Origin of the sequence: Pseudomonas sp. KU26590 (assembly GCF_026153515.1) — a bacterium.
GTDB lineage: Bacteria > Pseudomonadota > Gammaproteobacteria > Pseudomonadales > Pseudomonadaceae > Aquipseudomonas.
The window spans coordinates 1,695,635-1,720,334 of the sequence record NZ_CP110644.1; the positions used below are offsets into that span (position 1 = coordinate 1,695,635).

Annotated in this window: 23 protein-coding genes and 1 pseudogene; 12 read left to right on the forward strand and 12 right to left on the reverse strand. The window is 61.4% G+C overall.

What is annotated here, in order from left to right:
- The first annotated feature begins 19 nt into the window (after positions 1 to 19).
- Together OKW98_RS07645 and OKW98_RS07650 are read left to right on the forward strand one after the other, a co-directional pair.
- Complete coding sequence (locus tag OKW98_RS07645; protein WP_074888901.1) at positions 20 to 247, forward strand: VF530 family DNA-binding protein; 228 nt, start codon at positions 20 to 22, stop codon at positions 245 to 247.
- A gap of 33 nt (positions 248 to 280) precedes the next feature.
- On the forward strand, positions 281 to 943 hold the full coding sequence (locus tag OKW98_RS07650; RefSeq protein ID WP_265388631.1) for a Pr6Pr family membrane protein: 663 nt from the start codon (positions 281 to 283) through the stop codon (positions 941 to 943).
- Positions 944 to 1,101: 158 nt separating this feature from the next.
- Here OKW98_RS07650 and OKW98_RS07655 read toward each other — a convergent pair whose 3' ends face one another.
- From OKW98_RS07655 to OKW98_RS07680, 6 genes are all read right to left on the reverse strand, one after another.
- Entirely contained in the window at positions 1,102 to 1,872 is a 771-nt protein-coding gene (locus OKW98_RS07655; RefSeq protein ID WP_265388632.1) for a siderophore-interacting protein, read from the reverse strand.
- A complete protein-coding gene (locus OKW98_RS07660; protein WP_265388633.1) occupies positions 1,869 to 2,462 on the reverse strand; it encodes a PadR family transcriptional regulator in 594 nt (197 codons plus the stop codon). Before OKW98_RS07660 ends, OKW98_RS07655 begins: the two co-directional genes overlap by 4 nt.
- Before the next feature lie 129 nt (positions 2,463 to 2,591).
- Positions 2,592 to 5,714, reverse strand: a complete 3,123-nt coding sequence (locus OKW98_RS07665) for a transglycosylase domain-containing protein (RefSeq protein WP_265388634.1) — start codon at positions 5,712 to 5,714, stop codon at positions 2,592 to 2,594.
- Positions 5,715 to 5,849: 135 nt separating this feature from the next.
- Positions 5,850 to 6,992, reverse strand: a complete 1,143-nt coding sequence (locus OKW98_RS07670) for an OpgC domain-containing protein (protein ID WP_265388635.1) — start codon at positions 6,990 to 6,992, stop codon at positions 5,850 to 5,852.
- 141 nt (positions 6,993 to 7,133) lie between these two features.
- Positions 7,134 to 7,580: a helix-turn-helix domain-containing protein gene (locus OKW98_RS07675; RefSeq protein WP_265388636.1), complete on the reverse strand. Its 447-nt coding sequence runs from the start codon at positions 7,578 to 7,580 to the stop codon at positions 7,134 to 7,136.
- 275 nt (positions 7,581 to 7,855) lie between these two features.
- A complete protein-coding gene (locus OKW98_RS07680) occupies positions 7,856 to 8,227 on the reverse strand; it encodes a hypothetical protein (protein WP_265388637.1) in 372 nt (123 codons plus the stop codon).
- Positions 8,228 to 8,427: 200 nt separating this feature from the next.
- On the opposite strand from OKW98_RS07680, the gene OKW98_RS07685 reads away from it, so the two are divergent.
- From OKW98_RS07685 to OKW98_RS07695, 3 genes are all read left to right on the forward strand, one after another.
- Positions 8,428 to 8,697, forward strand: a complete 270-nt coding sequence (locus OKW98_RS07685; RefSeq protein WP_265388638.1) for a type B 50S ribosomal protein L31 — start codon at positions 8,428 to 8,430, stop codon at positions 8,695 to 8,697.
- 161 nt (positions 8,698 to 8,858) lie between these two features.
- Positions 8,859 to 9,950, forward strand: coding sequence for a D-alanine--D-alanine ligase (ddlA, locus tag OKW98_RS07690; protein WP_265388639.1), 1,092 nt, complete (start codon positions 8,859 to 8,861; stop codon positions 9,948 to 9,950).
- A 2-nt stretch (positions 9,951 to 9,952) separates the two neighbouring features.
- Positions 9,953 to 10,357, forward strand: a complete 405-nt coding sequence (locus tag OKW98_RS07695; RefSeq protein WP_265388640.1) for an NUDIX hydrolase — start codon at positions 9,953 to 9,955, stop codon at positions 10,355 to 10,357.
- Between the two features lie 386 nt (positions 10,358 to 10,743).
- Here OKW98_RS07695 and metR read toward each other — a convergent pair whose 3' ends face one another.
- The gene (metR, locus tag OKW98_RS07700) at positions 10,744 to 11,661 is read right to left on the reverse strand and encodes a transcriptional regulator MetR (protein ID WP_065992512.1); all 918 of its coding nucleotides are present in this window, start codon (positions 11,659 to 11,661) and stop codon (positions 10,744 to 10,746) included.
- A gap of 207 nt (positions 11,662 to 11,868) precedes the next feature.
- Here metR and OKW98_RS07705 point away from each other — a divergent pair.
- The 7 genes and pseudogenes from OKW98_RS07705 to OKW98_RS07735 all read left to right on the forward strand — a co-directional run.
- A pseudogene (locus OKW98_RS07705) lies at positions 11,869 to 12,477 on the forward strand (5-methyltetrahydropteroyltriglutamate--homocysteine S-methyltransferase); the annotation flags it as partial.
- 156 nt (positions 12,478 to 12,633) lie between these two features.
- Positions 12,634 to 13,626, forward strand: a complete 993-nt coding sequence (locus OKW98_RS07710; RefSeq protein WP_265388641.1) for an alpha/beta fold hydrolase — start codon at positions 12,634 to 12,636, stop codon at positions 13,624 to 13,626.
- Between the two features lie 110 nt (positions 13,627 to 13,736).
- Positions 13,737 to 14,405 carry a DsbA family oxidoreductase gene (locus OKW98_RS07715; protein WP_265388642.1) on the forward strand — a complete coding sequence of 223 codons (669 nt, stop codon included), beginning with the start codon at positions 13,737 to 13,739 and terminating at the stop codon, positions 14,403 to 14,405.
- A 171-nt stretch (positions 14,406 to 14,576) separates the two neighbouring features.
- Positions 14,577 to 15,290: a GntR family transcriptional regulator gene (locus tag OKW98_RS07720; RefSeq protein ID WP_265388643.1), complete on the forward strand. Its 714-nt coding sequence runs from the start codon at positions 14,577 to 14,579 to the stop codon at positions 15,288 to 15,290.
- Positions 15,287 to 16,303 (forward strand): ADP-ribosylglycohydrolase family protein, encoded by a 1,017-nt coding sequence (locus tag OKW98_RS07725; protein ID WP_265388644.1) that lies wholly within the window; start codon positions 15,287 to 15,289, stop codon positions 16,301 to 16,303. Before OKW98_RS07720 ends, OKW98_RS07725 begins: the two co-directional genes overlap by 4 nt.
- Before the next feature lie 159 nt (positions 16,304 to 16,462).
- Complete coding sequence (locus tag OKW98_RS07730; RefSeq protein ID WP_265388645.1) at positions 16,463 to 17,932, forward strand: purine-cytosine permease family protein; 1,470 nt, start codon at positions 16,463 to 16,465, stop codon at positions 17,930 to 17,932.
- On the forward strand, positions 17,922 to 18,863 hold the full coding sequence (locus OKW98_RS07735; protein ID WP_265388646.1) for a PfkB family carbohydrate kinase: 942 nt from the start codon (positions 17,922 to 17,924) through the stop codon (positions 18,861 to 18,863). The genes OKW98_RS07730 and OKW98_RS07735 overlap by 11 nt, the downstream gene beginning before the upstream one ends.
- A gap of 191 nt (positions 18,864 to 19,054) precedes the next feature.
- On the opposite strand, the gene OKW98_RS07740 is transcribed toward OKW98_RS07735, so the two are convergent.
- The 5 genes from OKW98_RS07740 to OKW98_RS07760 form a co-directional block, all read right to left on the reverse strand.
- Positions 19,055 to 20,332: a sigma-54-dependent transcriptional regulator gene (locus tag OKW98_RS07740; RefSeq protein WP_265389671.1), complete on the reverse strand. Its 1,278-nt coding sequence runs from the start codon at positions 20,330 to 20,332 to the stop codon at positions 19,055 to 19,057.
- Positions 20,333 to 20,558: 226 nt separating this feature from the next.
- Positions 20,559 to 22,457 (reverse strand): sensor histidine kinase, encoded by a 1,899-nt coding sequence (locus OKW98_RS07745; protein WP_265388647.1) that lies wholly within the window; start codon positions 22,455 to 22,457, stop codon positions 20,559 to 20,561.
- 90 nt (positions 22,458 to 22,547) lie between these two features.
- Complete coding sequence (locus OKW98_RS07750) at positions 22,548 to 23,282, reverse strand: amino acid ABC transporter ATP-binding protein (RefSeq protein ID WP_065992531.1); 735 nt, start codon at positions 23,280 to 23,282, stop codon at positions 22,548 to 22,550.
- Positions 23,279 to 23,947 carry an amino acid ABC transporter permease gene (locus OKW98_RS07755; protein ID WP_265389672.1) on the reverse strand — a complete coding sequence of 223 codons (669 nt, stop codon included), beginning with the start codon at positions 23,945 to 23,947 and terminating at the stop codon, positions 23,279 to 23,281. Before OKW98_RS07755 ends, OKW98_RS07750 begins: the two co-directional genes overlap by 4 nt.
- Entirely contained in the window at positions 23,944 to 24,690 is a 747-nt protein-coding gene (locus tag OKW98_RS07760; RefSeq protein WP_265388648.1) for an amino acid ABC transporter permease, read from the reverse strand. The genes OKW98_RS07755 and OKW98_RS07760 overlap by 4 nt, the downstream gene beginning before the upstream one ends.
- Positions 24,691 to 24,700 lie beyond the last annotated feature (10 nt).

A 24,700-nucleotide genomic window follows, 5' to 3' on the forward strand; every position in this document is an offset into this window, starting at 1 on the left:
CAGCGTCCATAGGCCCGTCATGACCACACCCAACAACAACCCGCTGCACGGCGTGACCCTGGAGCAGATCCTCATCGCGCTGGTCGAGCATTACGAGTGGTCGGGGCTGGCCGAGCGGATCGACATTCGCTGCTTCAAGAGTGACCCGAGCATCAAGTCCAGTCTGACGTTTTTGCGCAAGACGCCCTGGGCGCGTGAGAAGGTCGAAGGGTTGTACATCAAGCTGGCGCGCACCAAGCGCCCTTGACTTGACTCGCCGGTTGCCAAGGATCTGATCAACATGCACAGCCCCACGCTGCACCTGTCCCCAGGCCGGCGCCGCTTCGTCATCACGGCCGCCTTGCTGGGCTGGTTTGGGCTCGCGGTGCAGCTGTACCTGATTCTCTGGGGGCGATGGATCGACCACGCCAGCCTCCTCGGCGGACTGGTGCGCTTCTGCAGTTTCTTCACCGTGGTGACCAACACGCTGGTGGCGGTCGCGCTGAGCTGTGCGGTCATCGACCGGCATTCGGCGGGGTATCGGTTCTTCCGTTCCCCCGTTATTTGCGCGGGGATTACCACGAGCATCGTCCTGGTGAGCATCGCCTACAACCTGCTGCTGCGCCATCTGTGGACGCCCCAGGGCTGGCAGTGGATCGCCGATGAATTGCTGCACGACGTCATGCCGCTGCTGTTCCTTGGCTATTGGTTATTTCTGGTCCCCAAAGGCCTGCTGAAACCCCGATATGTGCTGATGTGGATGCTGTATCCCGTCGTCTACTTCGGCTATTTGCTGTTACGCGGAAATGCCTTCGGGGACTATCTCTATCCATTTCTCGATATCGGCACGCTGGGAGTAGCCAAGGCGCTGACCAATGCATTGGGCGTGCTGGCAGGGTTCGTGGGGATCGGGCTGGTCGTGTTGATGATCGACAGAGTATTAGGGCGCAAAGCGCACCTGTAACCCCCGAGGCTGACGCCCATCCTGTAGGAGCGCGCTTGCCCGCGGTTGCAGTCTTCCAAAACGATGCTGCATGAACTGACCCAGCGCATTCGCGGGCAAGCGCGCACCTGCAAAGGGGCATCAGATGCATTCAATTGTCCCCTCGTAGCGCGTAGGCCTCATTCCTCGTCCGAACCGTCCGCGCGCCAGTAGCCCGCCGCTTTGACGGCCGCTTCGTCCAGCTTGAATTCATCCAGCAGCACACGCCGCACCTTGCGTGACAGGGATGACTCGGTCGCCACCCAGGCATACAAACTGCCTTGCGGCAGGGTCAATTGGCGCGTGACTTCAAGCAGATCCTGCTCGCCACGCACCACCCAGATGATCTCGATCTGCGCATCGCTGGTCAGCGCCTGGCGCTCCGCTGGGTTATCGATTTCGACCACCACTAGCGCACGCCGACCGGCCGACAAGGCTTCCAGCCGACGACCGATGGCGGGGAGGGCCGTCTCATCGCCGATCAGCAGGTAGCTGTCGAACATGTCCGGCACGATCATCGAACCCCGAGGCCCGGCGATATTCAGCGTTTGCCCGGCTTCGGCCTGAGCCGCCCAGGTCGCCGCCGGACCGTCGCCATGCAGCACGAAATCGATGTCCAGTTCGCCGGTTTGCGGGTCGTAGCGGCGGGGGGTGTAATCGCGCATCGTCGGGCGCGGGCCTTCAGCGTTTTGCAACGGCGCATCACTGTCCAGGGCGGCCTGCTCTTCAGGCGTCGTGGCGAACAACAGTTTGACGTGGTCATCCGTGCCCAGACTGATGAACCCCTCGAGCTCCGGCCCGTGCAAGGTAATGCGGCGCATGTGCGGGGTAATGTCGGTCACCCTCAACACCTGCAGCTTGCGACGTTTGATCTCGTGGCTGACGCGGTGAATTCCCTGGGGTGCATTCATTCCGATTTCTCCGAAGCAGGTTGTTGGCCGTCGACGATGGCTTTTGCGGTGTCGTTCAGCAGGTCGCGAACGCGCAGGATTTCCTCAGGGTTCCAGCGGCCGTGGTGCATCTGCAGCGCATGACGCAGGTTATGCACGGCTTCGTGGATTTCCGGTGGACGATCATGTCCACGCAGTGAGCGCTTGCTGACGTCGATGCGCATTTTCACGCCATCCAGGGCGACGGCTTGCTCAGTCAGAGACTGCTGACCGGCCTCGGTGATGCGATAGCGTTTCTTGCCGCCGTCGGCATCGCCCAGAATCAATTCGCTCTCTTCGAGAAACGTCAGCGTCGGGTAGATCACGCCGGGGCTTGGGCTGTAGGCGCCGTCGAACAGCGCTTCGATCTGGCGAATCAAGTCATAACCGTGGCACGGTTGATCGGCGATCAGTGCCAGCAGCAGCAATTTCAGGTCGCCCGGGGCAAATACCCGAGGCCCACGGCCGCCGCGTTCACGGCCGGTACGTTTCTCGAAACCGTCGCGGCCGTCGCCGTGTTCGCCAAAGTGAGGGCGATGGTGGTGGGGGTGATCGTGTGAGTGGTCTTTCATTTTTTTCATCTCTGGGTACAAGTTAGATATACCTTAAGATATATCTTATTGTTTCCACAAGACGCGTTAAGACGAACGGTTGTCGTCCGGTTTCCGGGGGGTTACTCGATGACTTTAATGAAAAGCCGTCTACAGACGCGTTGCCACCTTCGTAGGCACGGGCGCTTTGCACTGCGTGAAAGTGCCCGGCTCCAGGAAGGGATTGAGAATCGGCGCCATGCCTTTGAGCACTTGCACCGGAAGGGCGGAGGTGAATTTGAAGCTCTCGGCGGCGCGTCCCGGGACGTACGCCGTCAGCGTGCCGTAATGGTTGTCGCCGATGAAAAACACGAAAGTCGCCGTGCGATTGATGGCCTTGGACGCCAGGATTCGCCCGCCTGCGCCGATGCTCTCGATACGGTTGTCGCCGGTGCCGGTCTTGCCGCCCATGGCCAGCACGCTGCCGTCATGGGTTTTGAAACTGCCGGACACGCGCCTTGCCGTGCCGGCATCGACCACCTGCGACAGGGCCTCGCGCATAGCAGCAGCGACTTCCGACGGCAGCACCCGTTTGCCGAGCTCGGGGTTGTTGATCAGTTGGGTTTCGTAAGGCGTCTGCGCGGCGAAGTGCAGGCTGTCGATGCGCAACACCGGCAGGCGGATGCCATCGTTCTGGATGATGCCGATGAGTTCGGCGAGCGCTGCGGGTCGATCACCGGAACTGCCAATCGCAGTTGCCAGCGAGGGCACCAGATGATCGAACGGATACCCCAGCCGCTGCCAGCGCTGATGGATGTCGAGAAACGCTTCGATTTCCAGCATCGTGCGAATACGGCTGTCGCGAGCGCTCTTGTGCTGGCTCTTGAACAGCCAGCTGTAGACTTCCTGACGCTCAAAACGGCTGGCCGCGACGGCGTCCTTGAACGTGGCGTCCGGGTTCTGCAGCAGATACCCCACCAGCCACAGATCCAGCGGGTGAACGCGGGCGACGTAGCCTTGATCCGGCAGGTCGAACTTGCCGGGCCCGTAGGCGAAATAAAGTTCGTCCAGGCGCTTTTCGCTCAGTGCCGCGTTGCCCTTTTCCCCGGCCATGTGCGCCCGCACGAACGCATTGAACGCGCTTTGCGTGGCGTCCGGCAGCAGATAGCGATGCACGGCGGCAAGTCGGCTCGCGGCGGGATGTACCCCGTCGAGAAAGGTGTCGAGCCGGTCCTGCGTTGATTTGTTTTTATAGCGTTTCCAGAAGCGCAGCAGGAATGACTTGCCCTCGCGGTCGGCGAAATCGGCCAGGTATTCCTGACGCCTCGGATCGCTGTCGTCCTTGAGCAACACCGCGCTGTTGTTGGGCCCTTGATAGGTGGTGTAGCGCACCAGATCGCGCATCAAGCGAATGAACGGCAGGTTGATCGACTCGCGCAATGCCTCGCGAAGAGTGGGGTTGCGAGCGTTGTCCTCCCGGCGAAAATTATTGAAATGGTGCAGGCCGCCCCCGGTGAAAAAACTTTCGCCGGGGCTGGCCGAATACTGACGATCAAGAGCGGCCGCGAGCATCTTCGAGAGGTCGCGGTCGTTGTTCTGGATCAGGTAATCCACTGCCCAGCGGCTAAGGCGGTCGGACTCTTCCACCGGGACTTTTTTCAGAGCGCTATTGGGCTGATTAGCGTACTTGTCGTGCAGCTCGGCGATGATCTGCAAGTACGTCGTCAACACGCGCATCTTGGCCGTCGAACCCAGCTCCAGCTTGCTGCCCTCGTTGATGTCGAACGGCTGATCCGTGCTGTCGGTCTGCACCCGCACCCGCGAGCCATCCGGGTCGCGCTCGAACAGCGTGAAGCTGTACCGCACCGCCTGGGTGCTGGTGGGTGTCAGCAAGTGCTCACCGATCAAGCCCATCTGACCGGCAAATTCGGGCTTGGCGAGGTCGCGCAGGTACTGACCGACGCTGACCTGCAGGTCATTTTGCAGCGTGCTGGTGGCTGAAAGGTCCAGGCGATCGAGATCGTAGAGCGAACGGTTGAGCATGTTCGACAGCCGCGTGCGGGCGACGGTGATGCCTTTGTTGCTCTCAATCGGCTGCACGGTCGGCTGCTGCACCCAGTCGCGATAGGTCACGCTGGCCGCCAGAGCGGCGTCGGCCAGCGGTTGGTCGATGACATTGTTCTGCGCGAGCACGCGCAGATGGCTGTCAGTCAAATCCGCGAGTTCCTTGCGCCCCTTCGCCAGAAAGTGTGAGGGCCTGCGCTGGGCGATCACCAACGACAGCACTTCGCGCAGCGCCAAACCCTGCGCCGCCAGGGTTTTATCGTCTTTGACGTTCGAAGCCAGCAACTGGTTGGTGCGGTCGAAATCCGCGCCGTACCAGACCCGCAACCCTTCGGCCATGCCGTGGACTTCGCCATGACCCGGGACCGCCGACAGCGGCACGCTGTTGAGGTAATCCCGCACCACCCGCTGCCGCGCCTCAAGGGTCTGCTGCCCCGGCTGATAGGCGCGAACGCTGGCGGACACCATCTGACGAATCTTCTCGCTGCCCGACAGGGTCAGGCCATCCGGCGAGTGTCGGTACTTCTCCAGCTGAGTCGCCAGCGTGCTGCCACCGGCCGATTGCCCCGGCAATCCCACCATTTTCGCCACTTGGGAAAGCGCCGCCCTGAAGAACCTTGGCCAGTCCACCGCCGGGTTCGCCAGCGGGCGCTGATCATCCAGCAAGTCGCGGTTCTCGATGAACAGCAGACTGTTAACCAGCACCGGCGGGATGGCGGCGAAGCTCGGATACAACTGCTGCGGGTAGGTGTATTGATACAGGGGCGCGGCGCGACAGTCAGAAATGGTCAGGCCGGACTGAATCTTCTCCTGATAAGGCACGAAGAAACCGCGCTTGGCGTAGGACAGAAGCTCAGGGGAAAACCGCGCCTGGGCGCTGATCAGGTAGTCACGTTTGAGCAGGCGCGGCAGGAATTCGCCGAGGGCGGAATAGCCCAGACGCTTGTCAAAAGGTCCGTCACCGGGATACATAATCGCGTCGCTGGGACCGGCTTCGACGGAGTAGCTCAGGCTCTGGGCCAGATGGCTGAATTCTTGGGCCTGCAAACGGGAGCTGCGCACCTCGGTCGAGACCACAAATCCCAGGATCACCGCTGCCATCAGCACCGCCACCAGCAGAAACCGCCACACGTAACGCCGTGGGCGAGCACTGGCTGGCATTGATCCGTTCCCCTGACTGTCAGCCTTGACCACAGCCTTCTTCGTATCGGAATGCCAAAAAGCGCCCATATCGTTGGCCCGGTCACACCTGCACATCGCACTTGATACAAGCGTAGACGTTGGTGGGCGCGGGGGAGATTTTGTACGCTGGGGCGTGGGATCTTTCCGATGTGCAGCCTTAGTCCCGAATCACAATGGACTCCATCAAACCTCCACCACCCGCGCCGCCTTCGGGCTGCCCAACCGCTTGTTAAACTCCAGCCAGTTCGACAACAGCAGCATCAATCCCAGACCGAGCAACGCGGTGATCACGCGCATCTGCCAGGCATCGTCCGCCAGCGCGTTCGCCATGTCGGCCAGCGGGGCGAGGAGCACGCCGAGGCAGAAGATCTCCAGCGAATACCGCCCCATCCGGCAAGTCTGCTGGGCGGGCCAGTTGTCTAGCCAGGTCACCGATGTCGGCAGCATTTTCGCGACGACATACACCAGCGCAAGGAAATGCAGCAGGCGCACTAGCGACAGGTCGGTCTTGCTGATCGGGTAGATCAATTTGGTGAGTGCTGTAGGCAAGAGCGCGTCATGCACGTCGGGGAATTTCCACAGCACGGTGATGATTCCCGCCAGCAGCAGGTAGGTCGCAGCGACGAGGAACATCGGCTGTTGCCAAAGCGGGCGAGCAGGGACCTTTGCGATTGGCGCCTGTTGGGTGTGCAAGGCAAAGGCCCCGCCGAGCACGAAGATCAATTGCCAGGCGACCGGATTGAAATACCAGTAACCGCCGCCTTCGTAGGCGCGCAGGTTCCAGCCAAGCAGCGGCACCATCATGTACAGCGCGATCGACAGGCCGATCGCCAGCGCCGCGTTGCGCAGCAGGATCGGCAGAATCAGCGGCAGTGCGCCCATCAGCAGGATATACAACGGCAGCGGGTCGGTGAGGTTGGGTTTGAAGCGCAGCAACAGTTCATCGGCCAGCGCCTGCTGCGGGTTGCCGACGAAATACTCCAGACCCATCTCCCGGACCATGTCGCGGGTTTCGACGTGATTATTGGCGACAAAGACGATGCCCATTAGCAGCGTCAGCAAAAAGATGTGCGCGACGTACAGCACCCACGTGCGCCGCAGGATACGCAGGCAAGCCACGACATAACCGTCACGCTGCGCCACCCGGCCATAAGCGAGGACAGCGGCATAGCCCGCGAGAAAAACGAACACCTCAGCCGCGTCGCTGAAACCAAAATTGCGCAGCGTCAGTTGCGCGAAAGGGTTGTCCGGCACGTGATCCCAATAAATGAAGATCAGCGCCAGACCCCGAAAGAAGTCGATCCGAGGGTCGCGTCCGTTCGTCATGACGGTGGGCCTTGCAAAGGTTTTTATAGAAGAGGGGCCAGTGGGGCCGTGGTTCCTGCCGTCAGCAGGGTCTGATCGGCGGCGCGCAGGGTGGCGGGTTTGCGGGGTAAAAGCAAAGGGCGGGTGTTGCAGGATGTCTCGCTACAGCTCTTCTGAAAGCTGGGACAAATCATCCATGGCTTTACGGCTGGCGTCGTCGCGTTTGCCCTTGAACGCCATCAGGTCAGAGAACAACACCCTGCGGTGGCGACCCGTTTTGAAGTAAGGAAGAGCGCCTTGTTCAAGCAACTTGACCAGGTGCGGTCTGGAGACATTGAGCAGATCAGCGGCTTCCTGGGTCGTCAGTTCGGCATGAACCGGGACCACCTTGACGGAGTTGCCCAAGGCCAGTTCGCCGAGAATATCGACCAACAGCCGAAGTGCGCTGGTGGGCAAGTCGACGGTGTGTGCCTTGTTCTCGGCATCGTAGATTTCGATTCGCTGAGTGTCGGTCCGGGTCGTGAGATAGGCCGCCAGATCGCGTTGCCCCTGTACGGCGGCCGCGACCTCTCGGGCTTCGGGAAAGGCTGACGCAGTGGATGTATTCATGTCGGTGTACCAGCGCTTTGGGCAAGGACTGATGATGTTATTCGAAATAAACGAAAATACAATGGCGCAGTCGGGGGAGCCTGGCGTACTGGCTTGTGGGCCGTAGAGCAGTCCGAGATCGACTGGTCGACGGCGGCTGCACGCTTTCAATCGATCTCATCCGTGTGACATCGTCAGGTTGGCGTGTAACCGGCATTTGTTACGACGAGCATCCCGGCAGGGCGCTGTTCACAGGCGCCCTTATTTTGCGCGCAGCTTCTGAATACAACCCTGGATTACTGAGCTTCCGGCATCAGCATCGGCTTGCGGTCCAGCGTTTCGCTGATCATTCGATAGATGTCTTCTTTGCCATCGTCGTTGCAGCAGCGGATCTCGTGGAGCACTTCGCTCTCTTTGGGAGACAACCCGATGTAGTTCCACTCGCACGCCTGACGCATGAACACGTCGTGGTCATTGACGGGCATTACGTCGTCAGCGGCTTCGTGAAAAGCCTCCACGATCGTTGCGAGCAGGCTGACGAGTTGCTCGGCGTCAGGCTTGCCGTCGGTTGCCTCGACCAGACGCTGCAGATGATTCAACGCGCTGCGGGCGTCAATCAGCTTCATGTGTCCTGGGACGCTCATTTCGTATCGATCGATCAAGTGCATGGCACTACCTCCTGGTGTTGTTGTTCATTCCGTTCCCGTTGAGGACCGGGCTGGGGTCGTCAGAGGCGCGAACGTTAGCGGCAGGGGAGGCGGGGGAAAAGCCGAAAGTTGTAACGGTTACAAAATCGTTTCTGATTGAACTTCGTCAAAATGATACTGTATAACGTATTACATGATTGCTTACATTCTGGAGAATCACCATGAAAGCCGACATCCATCCCGACTACCGTAAAGTGCTGTTCCACGACACCGCTGCCGATGTGTTTTTCCTGATCGGCTCCACGGTTGACACCGACCGCACGCACACTCACGTGGACGGCAACACCTACCCTTACGTTGCCCTCGACGTGTCCAGCGCGTCGCATCCCATGTACACCGGCCAACAGCGCAAGACCACCACCGAAGGCCGTATCGCCGGCTTCAACAAGCGCTTCGCCACCTTCGGCTCCGGCGCCAAGAAAGAGGAATGACAGCGGCACCTCCCGCGCTCCGGGTATCGACAGTCGATCACCCGGGCGCGGGATTTTTTTGCCGGTTTTTCCTGTATTCCGCCTCGCACGCTACCTTGGCACTGGACTATCGGGCCAAATTGCTTTTAGCTCTGCGACCTGAAATTCAGGAGCATCCCCCTTTGAAAAAGTCAGTCGCCATCGTTTTCGGTGGGCAATCCTCCGAGCATGAAGTGTCGTTGCAATCGGCGCGCAACGTGATCAACGCGATTGATCGCAACAACTTTTCCATCACCCTCATTGGCGTCGACAAGCAGGGCCACTGGCTGCGCTTCGACGAGCAGGATTACCTGCAGAACCCCACCGACCCTGCGCACATCAAGCTCAGTGAATCCGGCCGTTTGCTTTCGCTGATGCCGGGCGCCAGCGGGCCGCAGTTCGTGGAGGTGCAGACCGGCGCAGAGGTGCCGCGCATCGACGTGGTGTTCCCGCTGATCCACGGCAGCTTCGGGGAAGACGGCTGCCTGCAAGGCATGCTGCGTCTGCTAGATATTCCGTTCGTGGGCCCTGATGTGCTCAGCTCGGCGGCGTGCATGGACAAGGACGTCACCAAGCGGCTGCTGCGCGACGCCGGGATTTCGGTCGCGCCGTTCGTGGTCCTTCACCGTGGCAAGACGGTGGACTTCGTCAGCGTTTCTGCGCAGCTGGGCCTGCCGCTTTTCGTAAAGCCGGCGTGTCAGGGATCGTCAGTTGGCGTGAGCAAGGTCGTCGACGAAGCCGGTTATGCCGCTGCGCTGAAACTGGCCTTCGACTACGACAACAAGGTGCTGATCGAGCAGGGCATCGTCGGTCGTGAGGTGGAATGCGCCGTGCTGGGTAATCACGAGCCGAAGGTGAGTGTGTGCGGTGAGGTCGTGGCCAATGACGCGTTTTATGCGTACGACACCAAGTACCTGAACGACGGTCAGGCGCGCATCGCCATCCCCGCGCAGTTGCCCGACGACATGAGCGAGGCCGTACGTGAGGTGGCGCTGCAGGCCTATCGCGTGCTGGGCTGCGCCGGGTTGGCGCGGGTGGATTTCTTTGTCACCGAGGCGCGGGAAATCATCATCAACGAGGTCAACACGCTCCCCGGGTTCACCTCCATCAGCATGTATCCGAAACTTTGGCAGGCGAGCGGGTTGAGCTACGCCGAGCTGATCGACCGGTTGATCACCCTGGCGCTGGAACGTGCTGAAGAAACCCGGGCGCTGAAGACCGAGGTGGTGCTGTGAAGGTGAAAACGCTCCGTATCGCCGCCGCGCTGCTGACCCGTGCTGACGGGAAGACACTGCTGGTGCGCAAGCGCGGGACCGAAGCGTTTATGCAGCCGGGCGGCAAAATCGACCCAGGCGAGTCGGCCCTCGATGCGCTGGCCCGGGAGCTCAACGAAGAATTGGGCCTGGTCATCGCGCCGGAGCAAGCGCGTTTCCTGGGTGAGTTTTCGGCCGTGGCGGCGAACGAACCGGGCTTCGAAGTGAACTGCCAGCTGTATGGCGTCCATGTCGAGGACCCGGTCACACCGGCAGCGGAGATCGAAGAGGCGGTGTGGGTCGATGGTGCGAATATCGACCAGATGCACTTGGCGCCGCTGACACGGGACTCGATATTGCCGCTCTATCGAAGCCTGGCGAGGCCCTGAGTTCGACACCATCAACGGTAGGAGCGCGCTTGCCCGCGAATGGATTTATCAGGCCATGAAGGTGGGTTGTACATGACCCTTTTCGCGGGCAAGCGCGCTCCTACAATGATCTCGATAACGCCCACGATCTGTGGCGTACACGCAATTCGTAGATACCAGATTGCTGGCGAGCCCGGCGGGTCTCACGACAGTGCAGCGTCTGCGCCACTGCATTCGCCAGCAAGCCGGTTTCCACAAGTTTTGCGCCCAATGTGGATCGTCGGTAAGCCACGCCCCATTGTAGGAGCGCGCTTGCCCGCGAAGGCGGTGGCTCAGGCGACCGATGTGTTGCAGGCAAAATCTTTCGCGGGCAAGCGCGCTCCTACAATTTGCCGATTGCACGGCCCTTAACGAACCGCGCTCACCCCGTCCAGCGTCGAAAATGACGTGTCCTTTGCCGTCAGCAAAAAGTCGCGCATGTAGGGCGCGTCCAGCATGTCTGCGCGAATTGCCGCGTACAGCGTGGCGAACAATCCTTTCTCCCCCAGCCGCTTGCCCTTCACGTACCCGCGTGAGCTGTATTCATGCAGCGCCCAGTGGGGCATCCCACAAACGCCGCGGCCGCTGGCGACCAGTTGCATCATCATCACCGTCAGCTCGGACGTGCGCACCTGCGCCGGTTCGATGTCGGCCGGCTCGAGAAAACGCGTGAAGATGTCCAGGCGGTCGCGCTCGACGGGGTAGGTGATCAGCGTCTCATTGATCAGATCTTCCGGCACCACATAAGGCCTGGCCGCCAGCGGATGCTGATTGGCGACCGCGAGCATCGCCTCGTAGGTGAACAGCGGCACATAGGTAATGCCTGCCAGTTCCAGAGGGTCCGAGGTCACCACCAGATCCAGATCGCCACGGGCCAGGGCGGGCAGGGGCGCGAAGGCGAAACCCGAGGCCAGATCAAGCTCCACCTCCGGCCACGCATCGCGGAACTGGTCGATCGTCGGCATCAGCCACTGAAAACAGCTGTGGCATTCGATGGCCATGTGCAGACGCCCGGCGACACCGCCGGCGAGCCGCGAGATATCGCGCTCGGCGTGACGCAGCTGCGGCAATACCGAGTCGGCCAGTTGCAACAGGCGCAGACCCGCGCTGGTGAACCGCACCGGTTTGGTCTTGCGCACGAACAGCGGCATGCCCATGCGTTCTTCCAGCTCCTTGAACTGGTGCGACAGCGCCGACTGCGTCAGATGCAGGCGGTCAGCGGCGTCAACAAGGCTGTCTGCTTCGCGTAAAGCATGCAGGGTTTTCAGGTGACGAATTTCCAGCACCGACGGCGCTCCATGAGTAAATTTTGTGATCAACACGAATTTAATGAGTTTGTCTCATGTAAGGGTAAGTGTCGACAATGGCGCCATCTTTTGAATGGAGCAGTCAGCATGGGCCTGGTCAACAACTCGAATTTTCCTCACATCGGCGTGGCCAGGGGCTTCAAGCACATCCTCGAAACCCTCGGTGACGGCGTTGAGGTGGATTCGGTGCCGACGTTCACCCATGACCAGCGCTTCAAACTGAGCTGGGCGCCATTGTTCGATGAGGTCGACGAAGCGCGAGCGCTAGGCCAGACGATCCGCCCGCAGATCATCGGCCCGTTGACGTACTTGTGGCTGGGGCAAGCTGAGGGTGAGGGTTTCGACAAACTCGACCTGCTCGATCGTCTGCTGCCGGTTTACGGCGAGATCCTCGGGCGGCTGGCGGGCAAGGGCATCGAGTGGGTGCAGATCGACGAGCCGATCCTGACCCTCGACCTGCCGCAGGACTGGAAAAATGCCTTCGAGCGCGCTTACCACGCCCTGCAATATTCTCCGTTGAAAAAATTGCTCGCGGTCTCCTGCGGCGGCCTTGGACTGGGCAGCAACCTTGGACTCGCGGTGTGCCTGCCCGTGCAGGGTCTGCACGTAGATGTGCTGAGTGCGCCAGAACAAATGCCACTGGTGCTGGACCGCCTGCCGACCTACAAGGTGCTGTCGCTGGGTGTAGTTGGCGAACTTGACCCTGCTGGCGCTGACGGTGAAGCCGCCCTTGAGGTGGTAAAAGAGGCTCAACTGCGTTTCGCCGATAACCTCTGGGTCGCAGATTCGATCAGCACGCCGGCAACAGCGGCAGCGTGAATGCAGGTCCAGATGACCGTTTTGCTACCGCTCAGCCCTCTTCATCAAACTGTCACGCAACTGTGGCAGCGCGCTTGAGCAAACTTCATCAGACTCGCGGCCTACTGGGGTTCTGTGTGTCGGTGTTTTTCCATGCGGGTTTTACTTTTTCTGGCTGCGCTCTTGTGCAGCCTGCCGTCTTTTGCGGCCTCTCGATGCGATGTTGACGTTCCCACGCAAGTGGCCGAGCTCGATGACGTGCACCTGGCGTACCAGAGCATCGGCCGTGATTCCGATCCGGCGCTGCTGTTGGTCATGGGGCTTGGCGGGCAACTGATCCACTGGCCGGACGAAGTCGTCGTCGCGCTGTGCCAGCAGGGCTTTCGCGTCATTCGCTACGACAACCGGGATGTCGGGTTGTCGACTTGGGTCCAGGCGCCGCCGAGTCCCAACCTGACCTACGAAGTGCTGCGCTACAAAATCGGCCTGCCGGTGTCGGCGCCGTATTCGCTGACCGACATGGCTCAGGATGCGTTGGGCCTGATGGACGCGCTCCATGTGCAGCAATTCCATGTGTTGGGGGCGAGCATGGGCGGCATGATTGCGCAGCATCTGGCGGACATGGCGCCCAAGCGCGTGGAGAGCCTCACGCTGATCATGACCAGCTCCGGCGCGCCCGGCCTGCCGATGCCCAGCCCGGCGTTGTTGCAACTGCTGGCGCGTCGCGGCGCACCGGACCGGCAGACCGCGCTCGAGCAGCAGGCTGATTTGCTGGCTGCGCTGGGCAGCCCTGAGGTCAAGGATGATCGGCAGATGCTGTTGCATCAGGCGGCGGTTTCCTACGACCGAGCGTTCAATCCTGAAGGCGTGAAAAGGCAGATTCTGGCCATCCTGGCCGAACCCAGCCGCGTGGAGCTGTTGAATCGTCTGCGGGTGCCCACGTTGGTCGTCCACGGCACAGCGGATCCGCTGCTGCCGGTGATGCACGGCATTCATGTGGCTGCGCACATCCAAGGCAGCCAGTTGAAGCTCATTCCCGGCCTGGCCCACCGTTTTCAGGAAGCCTTCAAGGCCCCGTTGCTGGCGGCGGTGTTGCCCTATTTGCGCGAGCATCGCGAAGACGCTTCCCACGTCGCGCAGCTCTGATGAAGCGGCGGGCTTAGCTCGCCCATTGAGGACAGGCGCGCCGGTGTAGGGTTTGAGCCCAGGCGTGATCGGCGTATCGTGCAGCCTTTCCTCTCTCGCACGAGGCTGCCATGAGCATTCCCCTGAAAATTGACTTCATCTCCGACGTGTCCTGCCCCTGGTGCATCGTCGGCCTGCGCGCGCTGGACCAGGCGCTCGAGCATCTGGGCGATGAAGTCCAGGCTGACATCCACTTCCAGCCCTTCGAACTCAACCCGCAGATGCCACCGGAAGGTCAGGACATCTTCGAGCACATCGCCGAAAAGTACGGCTCGACGCACGAGCAATTTCAGGCCAATGCCGAGAATATCCGCGAGCGCGGCGCTGAGCTCGGGTTCGTTTTCAAGCAGGGCGAGCGACGTATTTTCAACACTTTCGACGCCCATCGACTGCTGCACTGGGCCGGGCTGGAAGGCAAGCAACACGCACTGAAAGAGGCGCTGTTCACGGCGTATTTCAGCCAGCACGCCAACGTATCCAGCCACCAGGTGCTGGCGGATGTCGCGCAGAAAGTGGGCCTGGACCGGGTGCGCGCCGAAGCCGTGCTGAGCAGCGACCAATACGCCAGCGAAGTTCGCGAACTCGAACAATTGTGGGTGTCGCGGGGCGTGAGTTCGGTACCGACGATCGTCTTCAATGAACAGTACGCCGTCTCCGGTGGGCAACCCGTTGACGTGTTCGTCAGCGCCATTCGTCAGATCGTGGGCGAAGAATCGAGTGTGGTTCATCCGGTCGGCTGACATGGGCATCAGGCCCTGACCCTTAGCCCGCTGGCGGTCGTTCCGGGGTTTTTGCACCCCGGACGGCTCTCATGGCTGTGCGCCTTCGGTCGTCATCTGCTGTTACGCATCGTCCATTGCTTTTCAAAAAACACTTGCTCCACCCAGCCACTTTCGGATATCAATTTGTACATGATTAGACAGGTTCGATTCGACAAGAAAAAACGCGTGGTGGATGAGCTGGCTCGACGCATTGAGACTGGCCAGATGGGCTCGGGCGAGTTGTTACCCGGCGAGAATCTGCTCGCTCAGGAATTCAATGTCAGCCGTGGCACGCTGCGCGAGGCGCTGTCTGAGCTCAAGCGACGTAACTACATCGCCACGCAAACCGGCGTGGGCTCGATTGTCACCTACGACGGCATCTCGCTGGATCAGCGCGCCGGTTGGGCCCAGGCCCTGGCCGACACGGGGGCCAAGGTCAGCACCGAAATTCTGCGTTTAGTGGCGGTGCAACGGCCTGATCTGGCGGGCCGGTTTGGCACGGCCGAGTTCATCGCGCTGGATCGCCGTCGAACGGCAGGCGACGGCAGCGTGGTTTCCCTGGAGCGCGTGCTGATTCCGGCCTGCGATGGCCTGGAAAATCTGCCCCGCGACGGACTGATGGAGGACTCGCTGACTGTGACGCTGGCCGCCCACGGCTATGTCGGTGATCGCGGCGATCAGTGGATCGGCGCCGAGCCCCTGAGCAACGACGACGCGGCGATGATGTTGCGCCAGCCGGGCTCGGTGTTCCTCAAGGCGACGCGTACCACGTTTGATCGCCGCGAACGTTTCATGGAGCACGTGGAAAGTCTTCTGGACCCCGTGCATTTTCGTCTGCATCTGGCTTTTGGATCGTCCACATGACCGCACTGATCGACACCTGCGACCGAGGCTTGGGCGCTTTCTACGGACTGGCGCTGGGCGATGCATTGGGGATGCCGACGCAGTCCCTGAGTCGCGAGCAGATCAGGCAGCGATTCGTCCGCATCACCACGCTGCAGGCCGCCGGTGCCGATCAGCCGATTGCGCCGAACATGCCCGCCGGATCGATCACCGATGACACCGAACAAGCGGTCCTGGTCGCTGAATTGCTGGTCGTTGGAGGAGGGCGCATCGAGCCTTCGGATCTGGCGCAGAGCCTGATCGACTGGGAAGCGGTAATGCAGGCCAAGGGTTCGCAAGACTTGCTGGGTCCCTCGACCAAACGCGCCATCGAGATGATTCTGGCCGGGCACAGTCCTGAAGAATCCGGGCGTTTTGGTACCACCAATGGCGCCGCCATGCGCATTACGCCGGTGGGCCTTGCCTTCGATGTGCGCAAAGAAGCGCGCCTCATCGAGGCGGTCAAGCAGGCCTGCCAGGTCACCCACAACACCAATCTCGGCATCTCCAGCGCAGCGGCGGTCGCGGCGGTTGTCTCGGCGGGCATCAGCGGTGCCAGTCTGGGCGAAGCACTCGACGTCGGCGCGCGCATCGCCCAGCAAGCAGAGCTATTCGGTTACTGGATCGCTGGCGGTCGCATTGCCGCCCGAATCCATTGGGCTAAACAGATGTGCGCCGACTGCAGCAACGAACAACTGCCCGAATTGATTTATGACGTGATCGGCACGTCCGTCGCCTCCCAGGAATCGGTTGTCGCCGCGTTCGCGCTCGCGCATCACGTGGCCCGCGGGCAGTTGTCGGCATTCGATGCGCTGTGCATGGCCGCGAGTCTGGGCGGCGACACCGACACCATCGCTGCCATTCTCGGGGCGATGCTCGGTGCCTGCGAAGGCATGGGCGCCTGGCCCGGGTCGCTGATCAAACAGATCCAGACCGTCAACGGACTCGACCTTCATCCCGTGGTCGAGCAGCTGCTGTCCCTGCGCGGGGTCTGACCCGACCGACGCCAGCCCGTATAAAAAACAAGACCTACCTCGCGGCTCTATGCAGCGGCGAGTCAGGGTTTTTGCAGCCTGCAAAAGCCCATGCTGACACGGATGTCGTTTGCTTTGCGCACTGCCCACAACCAGAACAAATGGCACAGGAGCATTCACATGACGTCATCCAACGCCGCTCAAGGCGCAGGTCAACTTGAAACACGCGGCATCGAACCGGTTCCGGAAAACGAATGCAACGGCCACCCGTTGCAGCTTTTCTGGGTGTGGTTCGCGGCCAATATCAGCATCCTCGGTCTGCCGCTGGGGGCGACGCTCGTGGCCTTTCGCGGACTGTCGATCGGGCAGGCGATCATCGTGGCGATTCTCGGCGCGGCCGGTTCTTTTGCGGTGGTGGGGGTCATTTCCATTGCCGGCCGGCGGGGCAGGGCGCCGAGTCTTACGCTGTCGCGGGCGATTTTCGGGGTGCGCGGGAATATTGGTCCGACCATTGTTTCGCTGATGTCGCGTCTGGGCTGGGAAACCGTGAACACCACGACCGCCGCTTTCGTACTGCTGTCGCTGTGCTCGATCCTCTTCGCTACGCCGGTGGAGGCCAAGAGTGCGCCGGGCCTGACCCTCGTGTTCATCGCCATTTTCGTGCTGATGACGCTGACCGTTTCCGGCCTTGGCCACGCCACCTTGCTGGTCATCCAGAAATGGGCGACGTACATATTTGGCGCGCTGAACGTCATCGTCGGCGGGTTCCTGATCGCGCACATCGACTGGGCCGCCGTGTTCAATGCCGCGCCTGCACCGGTGAGCGCGATGATCATCGGCATCGGCACCATGGCGGCGGGGACCGGCATCGGCTGGGCCAACGCGGGCGCCGACATGTCGCGCTATCAGCATCGCAGCGTCAAGGCCACGCGGCTGGTGGCGTCGGCCGCTTTCGGCGCGGGCATCCCGCTGGTGTTGCTGATCACCTTGGGCGGGCTGCTGTCGGTAGGCAATGACCACCTGGCGTCGGCCACTGATCCGATCATCGCGATCCGCGAACTGCTGCCGACCTGGATGGCCGTGCCGTACCTGATCACAGCGTTCGGCGGGCTGCTGCTCTCCAACAATCTGTCTGTGTACTCGGCGGGCCTGACCACGTTGACGCTGGGTCTGAAGATCAAGCGCGTGCACGCCGTGATCGTCGACATCGTGGCGATCTTCGCCGGCTCGATTTACTTCATGCTGATCGCCGACAGTTTTTACGGCCCGTTCATCACGTTCATTTCAATGCTCGCGGTGCCGATCACTGCGTGGGTCGGGATCTTCATCGTCGACCTGATGCATCGCCACTACTACTCACCGGCTGACTTGATGGACGTCTCGTCGCGAAGCGCCTATTGGTACCGCGGCGGCATCGAGTGGCGTGCGCTGGGTGCGTGGGCCCTGGCCATCGTGCTCGGTTACAGTTTCACCACTGTCGCGACTACGCCGGAGAACGTGATTTTCAAGGGTTTGCTGTCCGACTCGTGGTTCGGCCATAACGGGCTCGGCTGGATAGTGACCTTCGTGGTGGCGGGCGGTCTGTATGCTTTGCTGGGCGGCGCCCGTGACCGTCGTGTTGTTGCCCAAGAGGTTGTTCATGCCCGCTAGATTGCTCTACACCGGCCAGGTCGTGGTCGATCTGGTCATGGCGCTGGACGCCTTGCCTCGCTCCGGCGGCGATGTGCTCGCCCGCTCGGCGGCCTTCGAAACCGGCGGGGGATTCAACGTGATGGCCGCCGCACGACGAAGTGGCATGCCAACGGTGTACCTCGGTCGCCACGGCGCAGGGCGTTTTGGCGATCTGGCGCGGCAGGCCATGGCGGCAGAAGGTATCGACATCGCGATTGCGGCGTCGACGGGTCAGGACACTGGCCTGTCGGTGGCGCTTATCGAGCCTTCGGCCGAGCGCTCGTTCATTTCCTACGTCGGTGCCGAGGGCAGTTTGTCGGCTGAAGATCTGCGCGGCGTCGAGGTGCAAGCTGGGGATTACGTGTTCGTCAGCGGCTACAGCTTGCTGCACGAGAATAAGGTTTCGACGCTGCTGGACTGGCTCGTGCAGCTGCCGGCCGGGGCGGGCGTGGTGTTTGATCCAGGGCCACTGATCGATTCCCCGGAGGCGTCCGGCATGCAGGCGGTTTTGCCGCTGATTACGCTGTGGACCAGCAATGCCGAAGAGGCGCTGCGCTTCACCGGGTGCGAGACGATCGATGGGGCGCTCGGCAGGCTTGCGCAATGGCTGCGCGATGACGCGTTATTGGTGGTGCGTGATGGGCCTAATGGCTGCTGGATTCGTCAGGGTTTCGAGGCCCGACACATCCGCGGCTTCCCGGTCACTGCCATCGACACCAACGGCGCCGGTGACGCCCATGCAGGCGTGTTGCTGGCTGGATTGGCGTCTGGGCTGTCGGCTGCTCAAGCGGCATTGCGCGCCAATGCAGCCGCAGCCATCGCCGTCACCCGCTGGGGCCCGGCGACTGCGCCGACAGCGCCAGAAGTGGATGAGTTAGTCGGCAGCAGCGAATTTCCCCTGGCACCCTGATGATCCCCGCCATCGCATGACCTGTAGGAGCGTGGCTTGTCCCGCGATCTGGCGCGAAGCGGCAGCAAATCCGCTGAATGCGGTTCCTCGGGAAGGACCGAGTCGTCCGGTTTTACGGCTGCTGCGCAGCCGATCACGGGACAAGCCACGCTCCTACGGTCTGCGGCCAGTATCCACAACATCGAGTCTGCTCACCCCAACCCGTACTTCTTTACCTTGTCGAACAACGTGGTCTTGGCCATGCCCAGTTCCTGGCTGGCCTGGCTGAGATTCCCGCCGCTGCGCTGCAGCGCCTCGCTCAGCAGGTTCTTCTCGAACGCTTCCACGGCCTCAGCGAAATCCAGGCGTTGAGTGGCCACTTCCGCACCGGCGGTCTTGAACGCCGGCAGGCCTAACGCGTAACGCTCGGCGACGTTGCGCAGCTCGCGCACATTGCCCGGCCAGTCGTGGGCCAGCAGCGCCGAGCGGGTCTGCGCATCCAGCTGCGGCGCTTCACGGTCAAAGCGCAGTGAGGACTGCTGCAGGAAGTGCTCGAACAACTGCAGGATGTCTTCGCGGCGCTCGCGCAAGGGCGGCAGTTCGAGGGTCACCACGTTCAGCCGGTAATACAGGTCGCTGCGAAACTGGCCCGCTTTGCTCAGCGCATTGAGCTCCGACTTGGTCGCCGCAATCACTCGGCAATCCACCGCCACACTTTGATTTGAACCCAGTCGCTCCAGCGTGCGCTCCTGCAATACCCGCAGCAGCTTGATCTGCAAGTTGATCGGCATGCTTTCCACTTCGTCGAGAAACAGCGTGCCGTTGTGCGCGTGCTCGATCTTGCCGATGCGGCGTTTGCCGGCGCCGGTGAAGGCATTGGCCTCGTGACCGAAGATCTCGCTTTCGAACAGGCTTTCCGGCAGACCGCCGCAGTTCAGTGCAACAAACTGGTGGTCATGGCGACGGCTGAAGTCGTGCAGGCAGCGCGCGACGAGTTCCTTGCCGGTGCCGGTTTCACCTTCGATCAGCACGTTGGCCGAGGTGTCCGCGACGTTGGCAATCAGCGCGCGCAGGTTCTGCATCGCCTGGGAGCGGCCAATGATCTTGCCTTCCAGGGAATCGCGCTCGGCCAGCTGCCGACGCAGCGACCACACTTCCCGTGCCAGCCCGCGTTGCTCCAGGGCGCGACGGGCGGCGTCGACCAGGCGCTCGGGGGAGAAGGGCTTTTCCATGAAATCGTAGGCGCCATCGCGCATCGCACCGACGGCCATCGACACGTCGCCATGGCCGGTAATCAGCACCACGGGCAGGGTCCGATCGCGTTCTTTCAGGCGCTTGAGCAGCTCAAGCCCGTCCATGCCCGGCAGGCGGATGTCACTGATGACGATGCCGGCGAAGTTCTCACTGACCAACGCCAGCGCTTCTTCCGCACTGCCCACGCCCTGGCTATGAATGTCTTCCAGCGCCAGCGCCTGTTGGCAGCCGAGCAGGACATGCGGGTCATCTTCGACGATGAGGACTGTCAGATCAGTGTTCATGGTGTATTCCAGTACGACAGCGTTGCGTTCATCGCGAGGGATTTCCGTGGCCGAAGTGCGCAATCCTGTAGGAGCGCGCTTGCCCGCGAAAGCGATGTGTCAGGTGTGAACAAGGTGACTGCCCCTCTGCTTTCGCGAGCAAGCTCGCTCCCCCAGAGACCGGGAATGGTTTGATCTCTCATACACCCGCCGCCCCGCGATCAACCAGAGGCAACACCAACACAAACATCGTGCCGCCCTCGGCCGGGTCTTCAGCGTTGAGTGTGCCGCCTGCCGCTGCGGCGAGGCTGGCGGACAGCGTCAAACCCAACCCGAGCCCCTGCTCGCCGGGCTTGGTGGTAAAGAAGGGTTCAAACAAATGCTTGCGCGCTTCGGCGTCGATGCCGTGGCCGTTGTCCCGCACACGCAACCGATAGCGGCCGTCGAACACGTCACCTTCCAGCCACAGAGTCGGCAGCGGCTGTGCGTGCATGGCGTCCAGCGCGTTGCCGATCAGGTTGACCAGAATCTGCTCAAGGCGGGTTTGGTCGATTGCCAACTCAACGTCGTCGATCTGCTGATGCAGCTCCAGTGACGCATTGTCCAGACGCGCCGCGAGCAATTGAAGCGCCGCGTCGACTGCCTTGCTCAGCGACGCCTGACCTTTGTCTTCTCCACGTCGGGCGAAGGCGCGCAGGCTGGCGGTGATGCGGCCCATGCGATCCACCAGATCATTGATGGTGCGCAGGTTCGCACTCGCTGTGTCCAGCGCGCCCCGTTCGAGGAACCGAACGGTGTTGCCCGACAACGTGCGCAGTGCGGCCAGTGGCTGATTCAGTTCATGGGCGATGCTGGTGGACATCTGGCCGATGGCCGCGAGTTTGCCGGCCTGGATCAATTCATCCTGGGCCTGACGCAGGGTTTCCTCGGCCTGGCGACGTTCACGAATCTGGCCCTTCAGGCGTTCGTTGCTGGCGCGCAGGTCGGCGGTGCGGTCGGTGATGCGCCGTTCCAGCTCGTTGTTCGCCTGCTCCAGCGCTTCACGGGCGGCGAGGCGGGTGGAAATCACCTTGCGCCGCTCGTTCCAGGCAATCAGCAGAAACGCCACCAGTGCGCAGGCGACGGCAACGAGCATTCCCTGATTGGCGGCTTCACGGCGCAGGTCTTCCAGCGGCGTCAGCAGGGTCAGGTGCCAGGGCGTGTCGGCCAGTTCGCGGGTCTGCGCCAGGTAACTCACCACGGTGTGCTCATGGTCGACGCTGGTGTTGGCAGGAAAGGTCAACTTCTCGACCCCGTCGGCGATCGATTCACGTTCCAGCGGCACCAGTTCGTTCAGCGGCCACCAGTAATATTGCAGGCTGCGCGCCAGCCGCTCCTTGATCTCGGCGGTCAGCGGGCGGACTGATTTCAGCCGTCGCGCCGGGTCGCTGGAGAGGATGATGATGCCGTTCTCGTCGCTGACAAACGCTTCCAGACGCGCGCGCTGCCAGCGTTCTTCCAGGGCTTCAAGCCGGACCTTGATCACCGCGACGCCGATGATCTTGCCTTTCTCTTCCAGCCCGTGGGCCAGGTAATAACCCGGTTCGCCGGTGGTGCTGCCGATGCCATAGAAGCGGCCCGGCAGACCACGAATCGCGTCCTGATAATAAGCGCGAAAGGACAGGTCTTCACCCAGATAACTGTCGGCGTCTCGCCAGTTGCTGGTCGCCAGCACCCGGCCGGTGGTGTCCAGCACATAGATGGCCCGACTGCGGCTGCGCCGGTTCAGGCCTTCGAGGTAATCGTTGACCTTGGAGCGCAACTCCGCAGACGGGTTGTTGAGCAGGTCGGAAACATTGGATTCCAGCTCCAGCACGCTGGGCAGGTAGTTGTACTTGTTGATCTCGCTCTCGACGGTGCGCGCGTGCAGCTCCAGCTGACGCTGACCGTTTTCACCCAGCGCCTTGATGGCGTTCTTCTCGCTGTACAAATACGTGACGTAACCCAGCGCAATCATCAGCAGGATGATCAGCGGCGGCACGAACAGATGGCGGATCAGTCGGGGTTTCACGGCGAGTGATGGCGGCGCGGCGCGGTAGAGAGGGGGGTCGCATTTCATCACAGTCGTCCTGGACCGACCAGCCGCCCGTTTCATCATTTTGATGATCGAGCGGCCGGTGGTTTTTACGCCCTAGAAGGGCTAATGCTTTTAGTGCTGCAGGATTTTGTTGAGGAACTGCTGAGCTCGCTCGGAACGCGCGTTGACGTCGCCGAAGAACTCTTCCTTCTCGCAGTCTTCGACGATCTGGCCCTTGTCCATGAAGATCACTCGGTCCGCCACTTTGCGGGCGAAGCCCATTTCGTGGGTCACGCACATCATGGTCATGCCTTCATGGGCCAGTTGCACCATCACGTCGAGCACCTCGTTGACCATTTCCGGGTCGAGCGCCGAGGTTGGTTCGTCGAACAGCATCACCACCGGGTCCATCGCCAGCGCGCGGGCAATCGCCACACGCTGCTGCTGACCGCCCGACAGTTGCCCCGGATGCTTGTGGGCATGGTCCGACAGGCCGACACGTTCGAGCAGTTGCAGGCCTTTTTTGGTGGCCTCTTCCTTGCTGCGGCCCAGCACCTTGATCTGCGCGATGGTCAGGTTTTCGGTGATGGTCAGGTGCGGAAACAGCTCGAAATGCTGAAACACCATGCCGACGCGCGAGCGCAGTTTCGGCAGATTGGTTTTCGGGTCAGCGATCGAGGTGCCATCGACCACGATGTCGCCTTTCTGAAACGGCTCCAGCGCGTTGACGCATTTGATCAGCGTGGACTTGCCCGAGCCCGACGGGCCGCAGACCACAATCACTTCGCCTTTTTTGACCTCAGTGCTGCAATCGGTCAGCACCTGGAAGTCCCCATACCACTTGTTGATATTTTTGATGGAAATCATACGGCTAACCTTTTTTGCATGAACTTGACCAGGCGCGACGCGGCGAAACTGATCGTGAAGTACACCAGACCGGCGACAATCAGGAACTCGTTGGAGCGCCCGATGATGTCGCCGCTGGAGCGTGCCGAGTTGAGGAAGTCGACCAGACCGACCGTGTAGACCAGCGAGGTGTCCTGAAACAGGATGATGCTCTGCTGCAGCAGCAGCGGGGTCATCTTGCGGAACGCCTGGGGCAGGATGATCAGGCGCATCATCTGGCCGTAGGTCATGCCCAACGCTTGAGCGGCGCCCATCTGACCGCGGGAAATCGACTGCACGCCGGCCCGTACGATTTCACAGAAGTAGGCTGCCTCGAACATCATGAACGCCACGACGCAGGAGGTGAACGCGCCGATCGGCGTGTCTTCGCCGGTGATCCAGCGCAGCACGAACGGCACCGCCAGGTAGAACCAGGTGATGACCAGCAGCAGCGGGATCGAGCGGAAATAGTTGACGTAGGCGCCGGCAACACGTGACGCCAGCTTGTTGGACGACAACCGCATCAGCGCCAGAATGGTGCCGATGATGATGCCGCCCACAATGCCCATGACCATCAGTTGCAGGGTCATGAGCATGCCGTTCCACATGCCCGGAATAGCGGGAATCACTCCAGAGAAGTCCATTATTTACCTCCCACGGAGATCAGGCCCGGCACTGCGACTTTCTTCTCGACCAGACGCATGAGCAGCATCAGGCTCATGTTCAGGGTGAAGTAGATCAGCGTCGCCAGGGTGAAGGCTTCGAACAGGTTCGCGGAAAACTCGGCGGTCTGTTTGGTCTGCGCGAGCAATTCCATCAGGCCGATCAGCGACGCCACGGACGAGTTCTTGAAGACGTTGAGGAATTCGGAAGTAAGCGGCGGAATGATGATCCGGTACGCCTGGGGCAGCAGCACGTTCCAGTAGATCTGCGGCAGCTTGAAACCCATGGCGCGGGCGGCGGATTCCTGCCCTGCCGGCAGCGCCTGAATACCGGTGCGCACCTGTTCGCAGACACGTGCGGCGGTGAACAGGCCCAGGCACACGACAACGCTCAGGAACGCCGAGGTCGTCGGATTAAGGTCTTGCTTGTACCACTCCTGCAGGTTTTCAGGCAGCAGATCCGGCACCAGGAAGTACCAGATGAACAGCTGCACCAGCAGTGGCACGTTACGGAAAATTTCCACGTAAATCGCGGCGATTGAAGAAACGATGCGGTTTGGCACCGTGCGCATGACACCGAGCACCGAGCCCAGCAGCAACGCAATGATCCAGGCAACGACGGCAATGGCGATGGTCCAGCCCAGCCCGGTGATGTACCAGTCCAGATAGGTCTCGCTGCCGACGCCCGTGGACTTGAAGAACACGCCCCAGTCCCAGTTGTAATTCATCAGGGTCTCC

Bases quoted from the DNA above. Each gene is read 5' to 3' on its own strand.
- OKW98_RS07645 (WP_074888901.1), top strand. From the start codon at position 20: ATGACCACACCCAACAACAACCCGCTGCACGGCGTGACCCTGGAGCAG.
- OKW98_RS07650 (WP_265388631.1), top strand. From the start codon at position 281: ATGCACAGCCCCACGCTGCACCTGTCCCCAGGCCGGCGCCGCTTCGTC.
- OKW98_RS07655 (WP_265388632.1), bottom strand. From the start codon at position 1,872: ATGAATGCACCCCAGGGAATTCACCGCGTCAGCCACGAGATCAAACGT.
- OKW98_RS07660 (WP_265388633.1), bottom strand. From the start codon at position 2,462: ATGAAAGACCACTCACACGATCACCCCCACCACCATCGCCCTCACTTT.
- OKW98_RS07665 (WP_265388634.1), bottom strand. From the start codon at position 5,714: ATGGGCGCTTTTTGGCATTCCGATACGAAGAAGGCTGTGGTCAAGGCT.
- OKW98_RS07670 (WP_265388635.1), bottom strand. From the start codon at position 6,992: ATGACGAACGGACGCGACCCTCGGATCGACTTCTTTCGGGGTCTGGCG.
- OKW98_RS07675 (WP_265388636.1), bottom strand. From the start codon at position 7,580: ATGAATACATCCACTGCGTCAGCCTTTCCCGAAGCCCGAGAGGTCGCG.
- OKW98_RS07680 (WP_265388637.1), bottom strand. From the start codon at position 8,227: ATGCACTTGATCGATCGATACGAAATGAGCGTCCCAGGACACATGAAG.
- OKW98_RS07685 (WP_265388638.1), top strand. From the start codon at position 8,428: ATGAAAGCCGACATCCATCCCGACTACCGTAAAGTGCTGTTCCACGAC.
- OKW98_RS07710 (WP_265388641.1), top strand. From the start codon at position 12,634: ATGCGGGTTTTACTTTTTCTGGCTGCGCTCTTGTGCAGCCTGCCGTCT.
- OKW98_RS07715 (WP_265388642.1), top strand. From the start codon at position 13,737: ATGAGCATTCCCCTGAAAATTGACTTCATCTCCGACGTGTCCTGCCCC.
- OKW98_RS07720 (WP_265388643.1), top strand. From the start codon at position 14,577: ATGATTAGACAGGTTCGATTCGACAAGAAAAAACGCGTGGTGGATGAG.
- OKW98_RS07725 (WP_265388644.1), top strand. From the start codon at position 15,287: ATGACCGCACTGATCGACACCTGCGACCGAGGCTTGGGCGCTTTCTAC.
- OKW98_RS07730 (WP_265388645.1), top strand. From the start codon at position 16,463: ATGACGTCATCCAACGCCGCTCAAGGCGCAGGTCAACTTGAAACACGC.
- OKW98_RS07735 (WP_265388646.1), top strand. From the start codon at position 17,922: ATGCCCGCTAGATTGCTCTACACCGGCCAGGTCGTGGTCGATCTGGTC.
- OKW98_RS07745 (WP_265388647.1), bottom strand. From the start codon at position 22,457: ATGAAATGCGACCCCCCTCTCTACCGCGCCGCGCCGCCATCACTCGCC.
- OKW98_RS07750 (WP_065992531.1), bottom strand. From the start codon at position 23,282: ATGATTTCCATCAAAAATATCAACAAGTGGTATGGGGACTTCCAGGTG.
- OKW98_RS07760 (WP_265388648.1), bottom strand. From the start codon at position 24,690: ATGAATTACAACTGGGACTGGGGCGTGTTCTTCAAGTCCACGGGCGTC.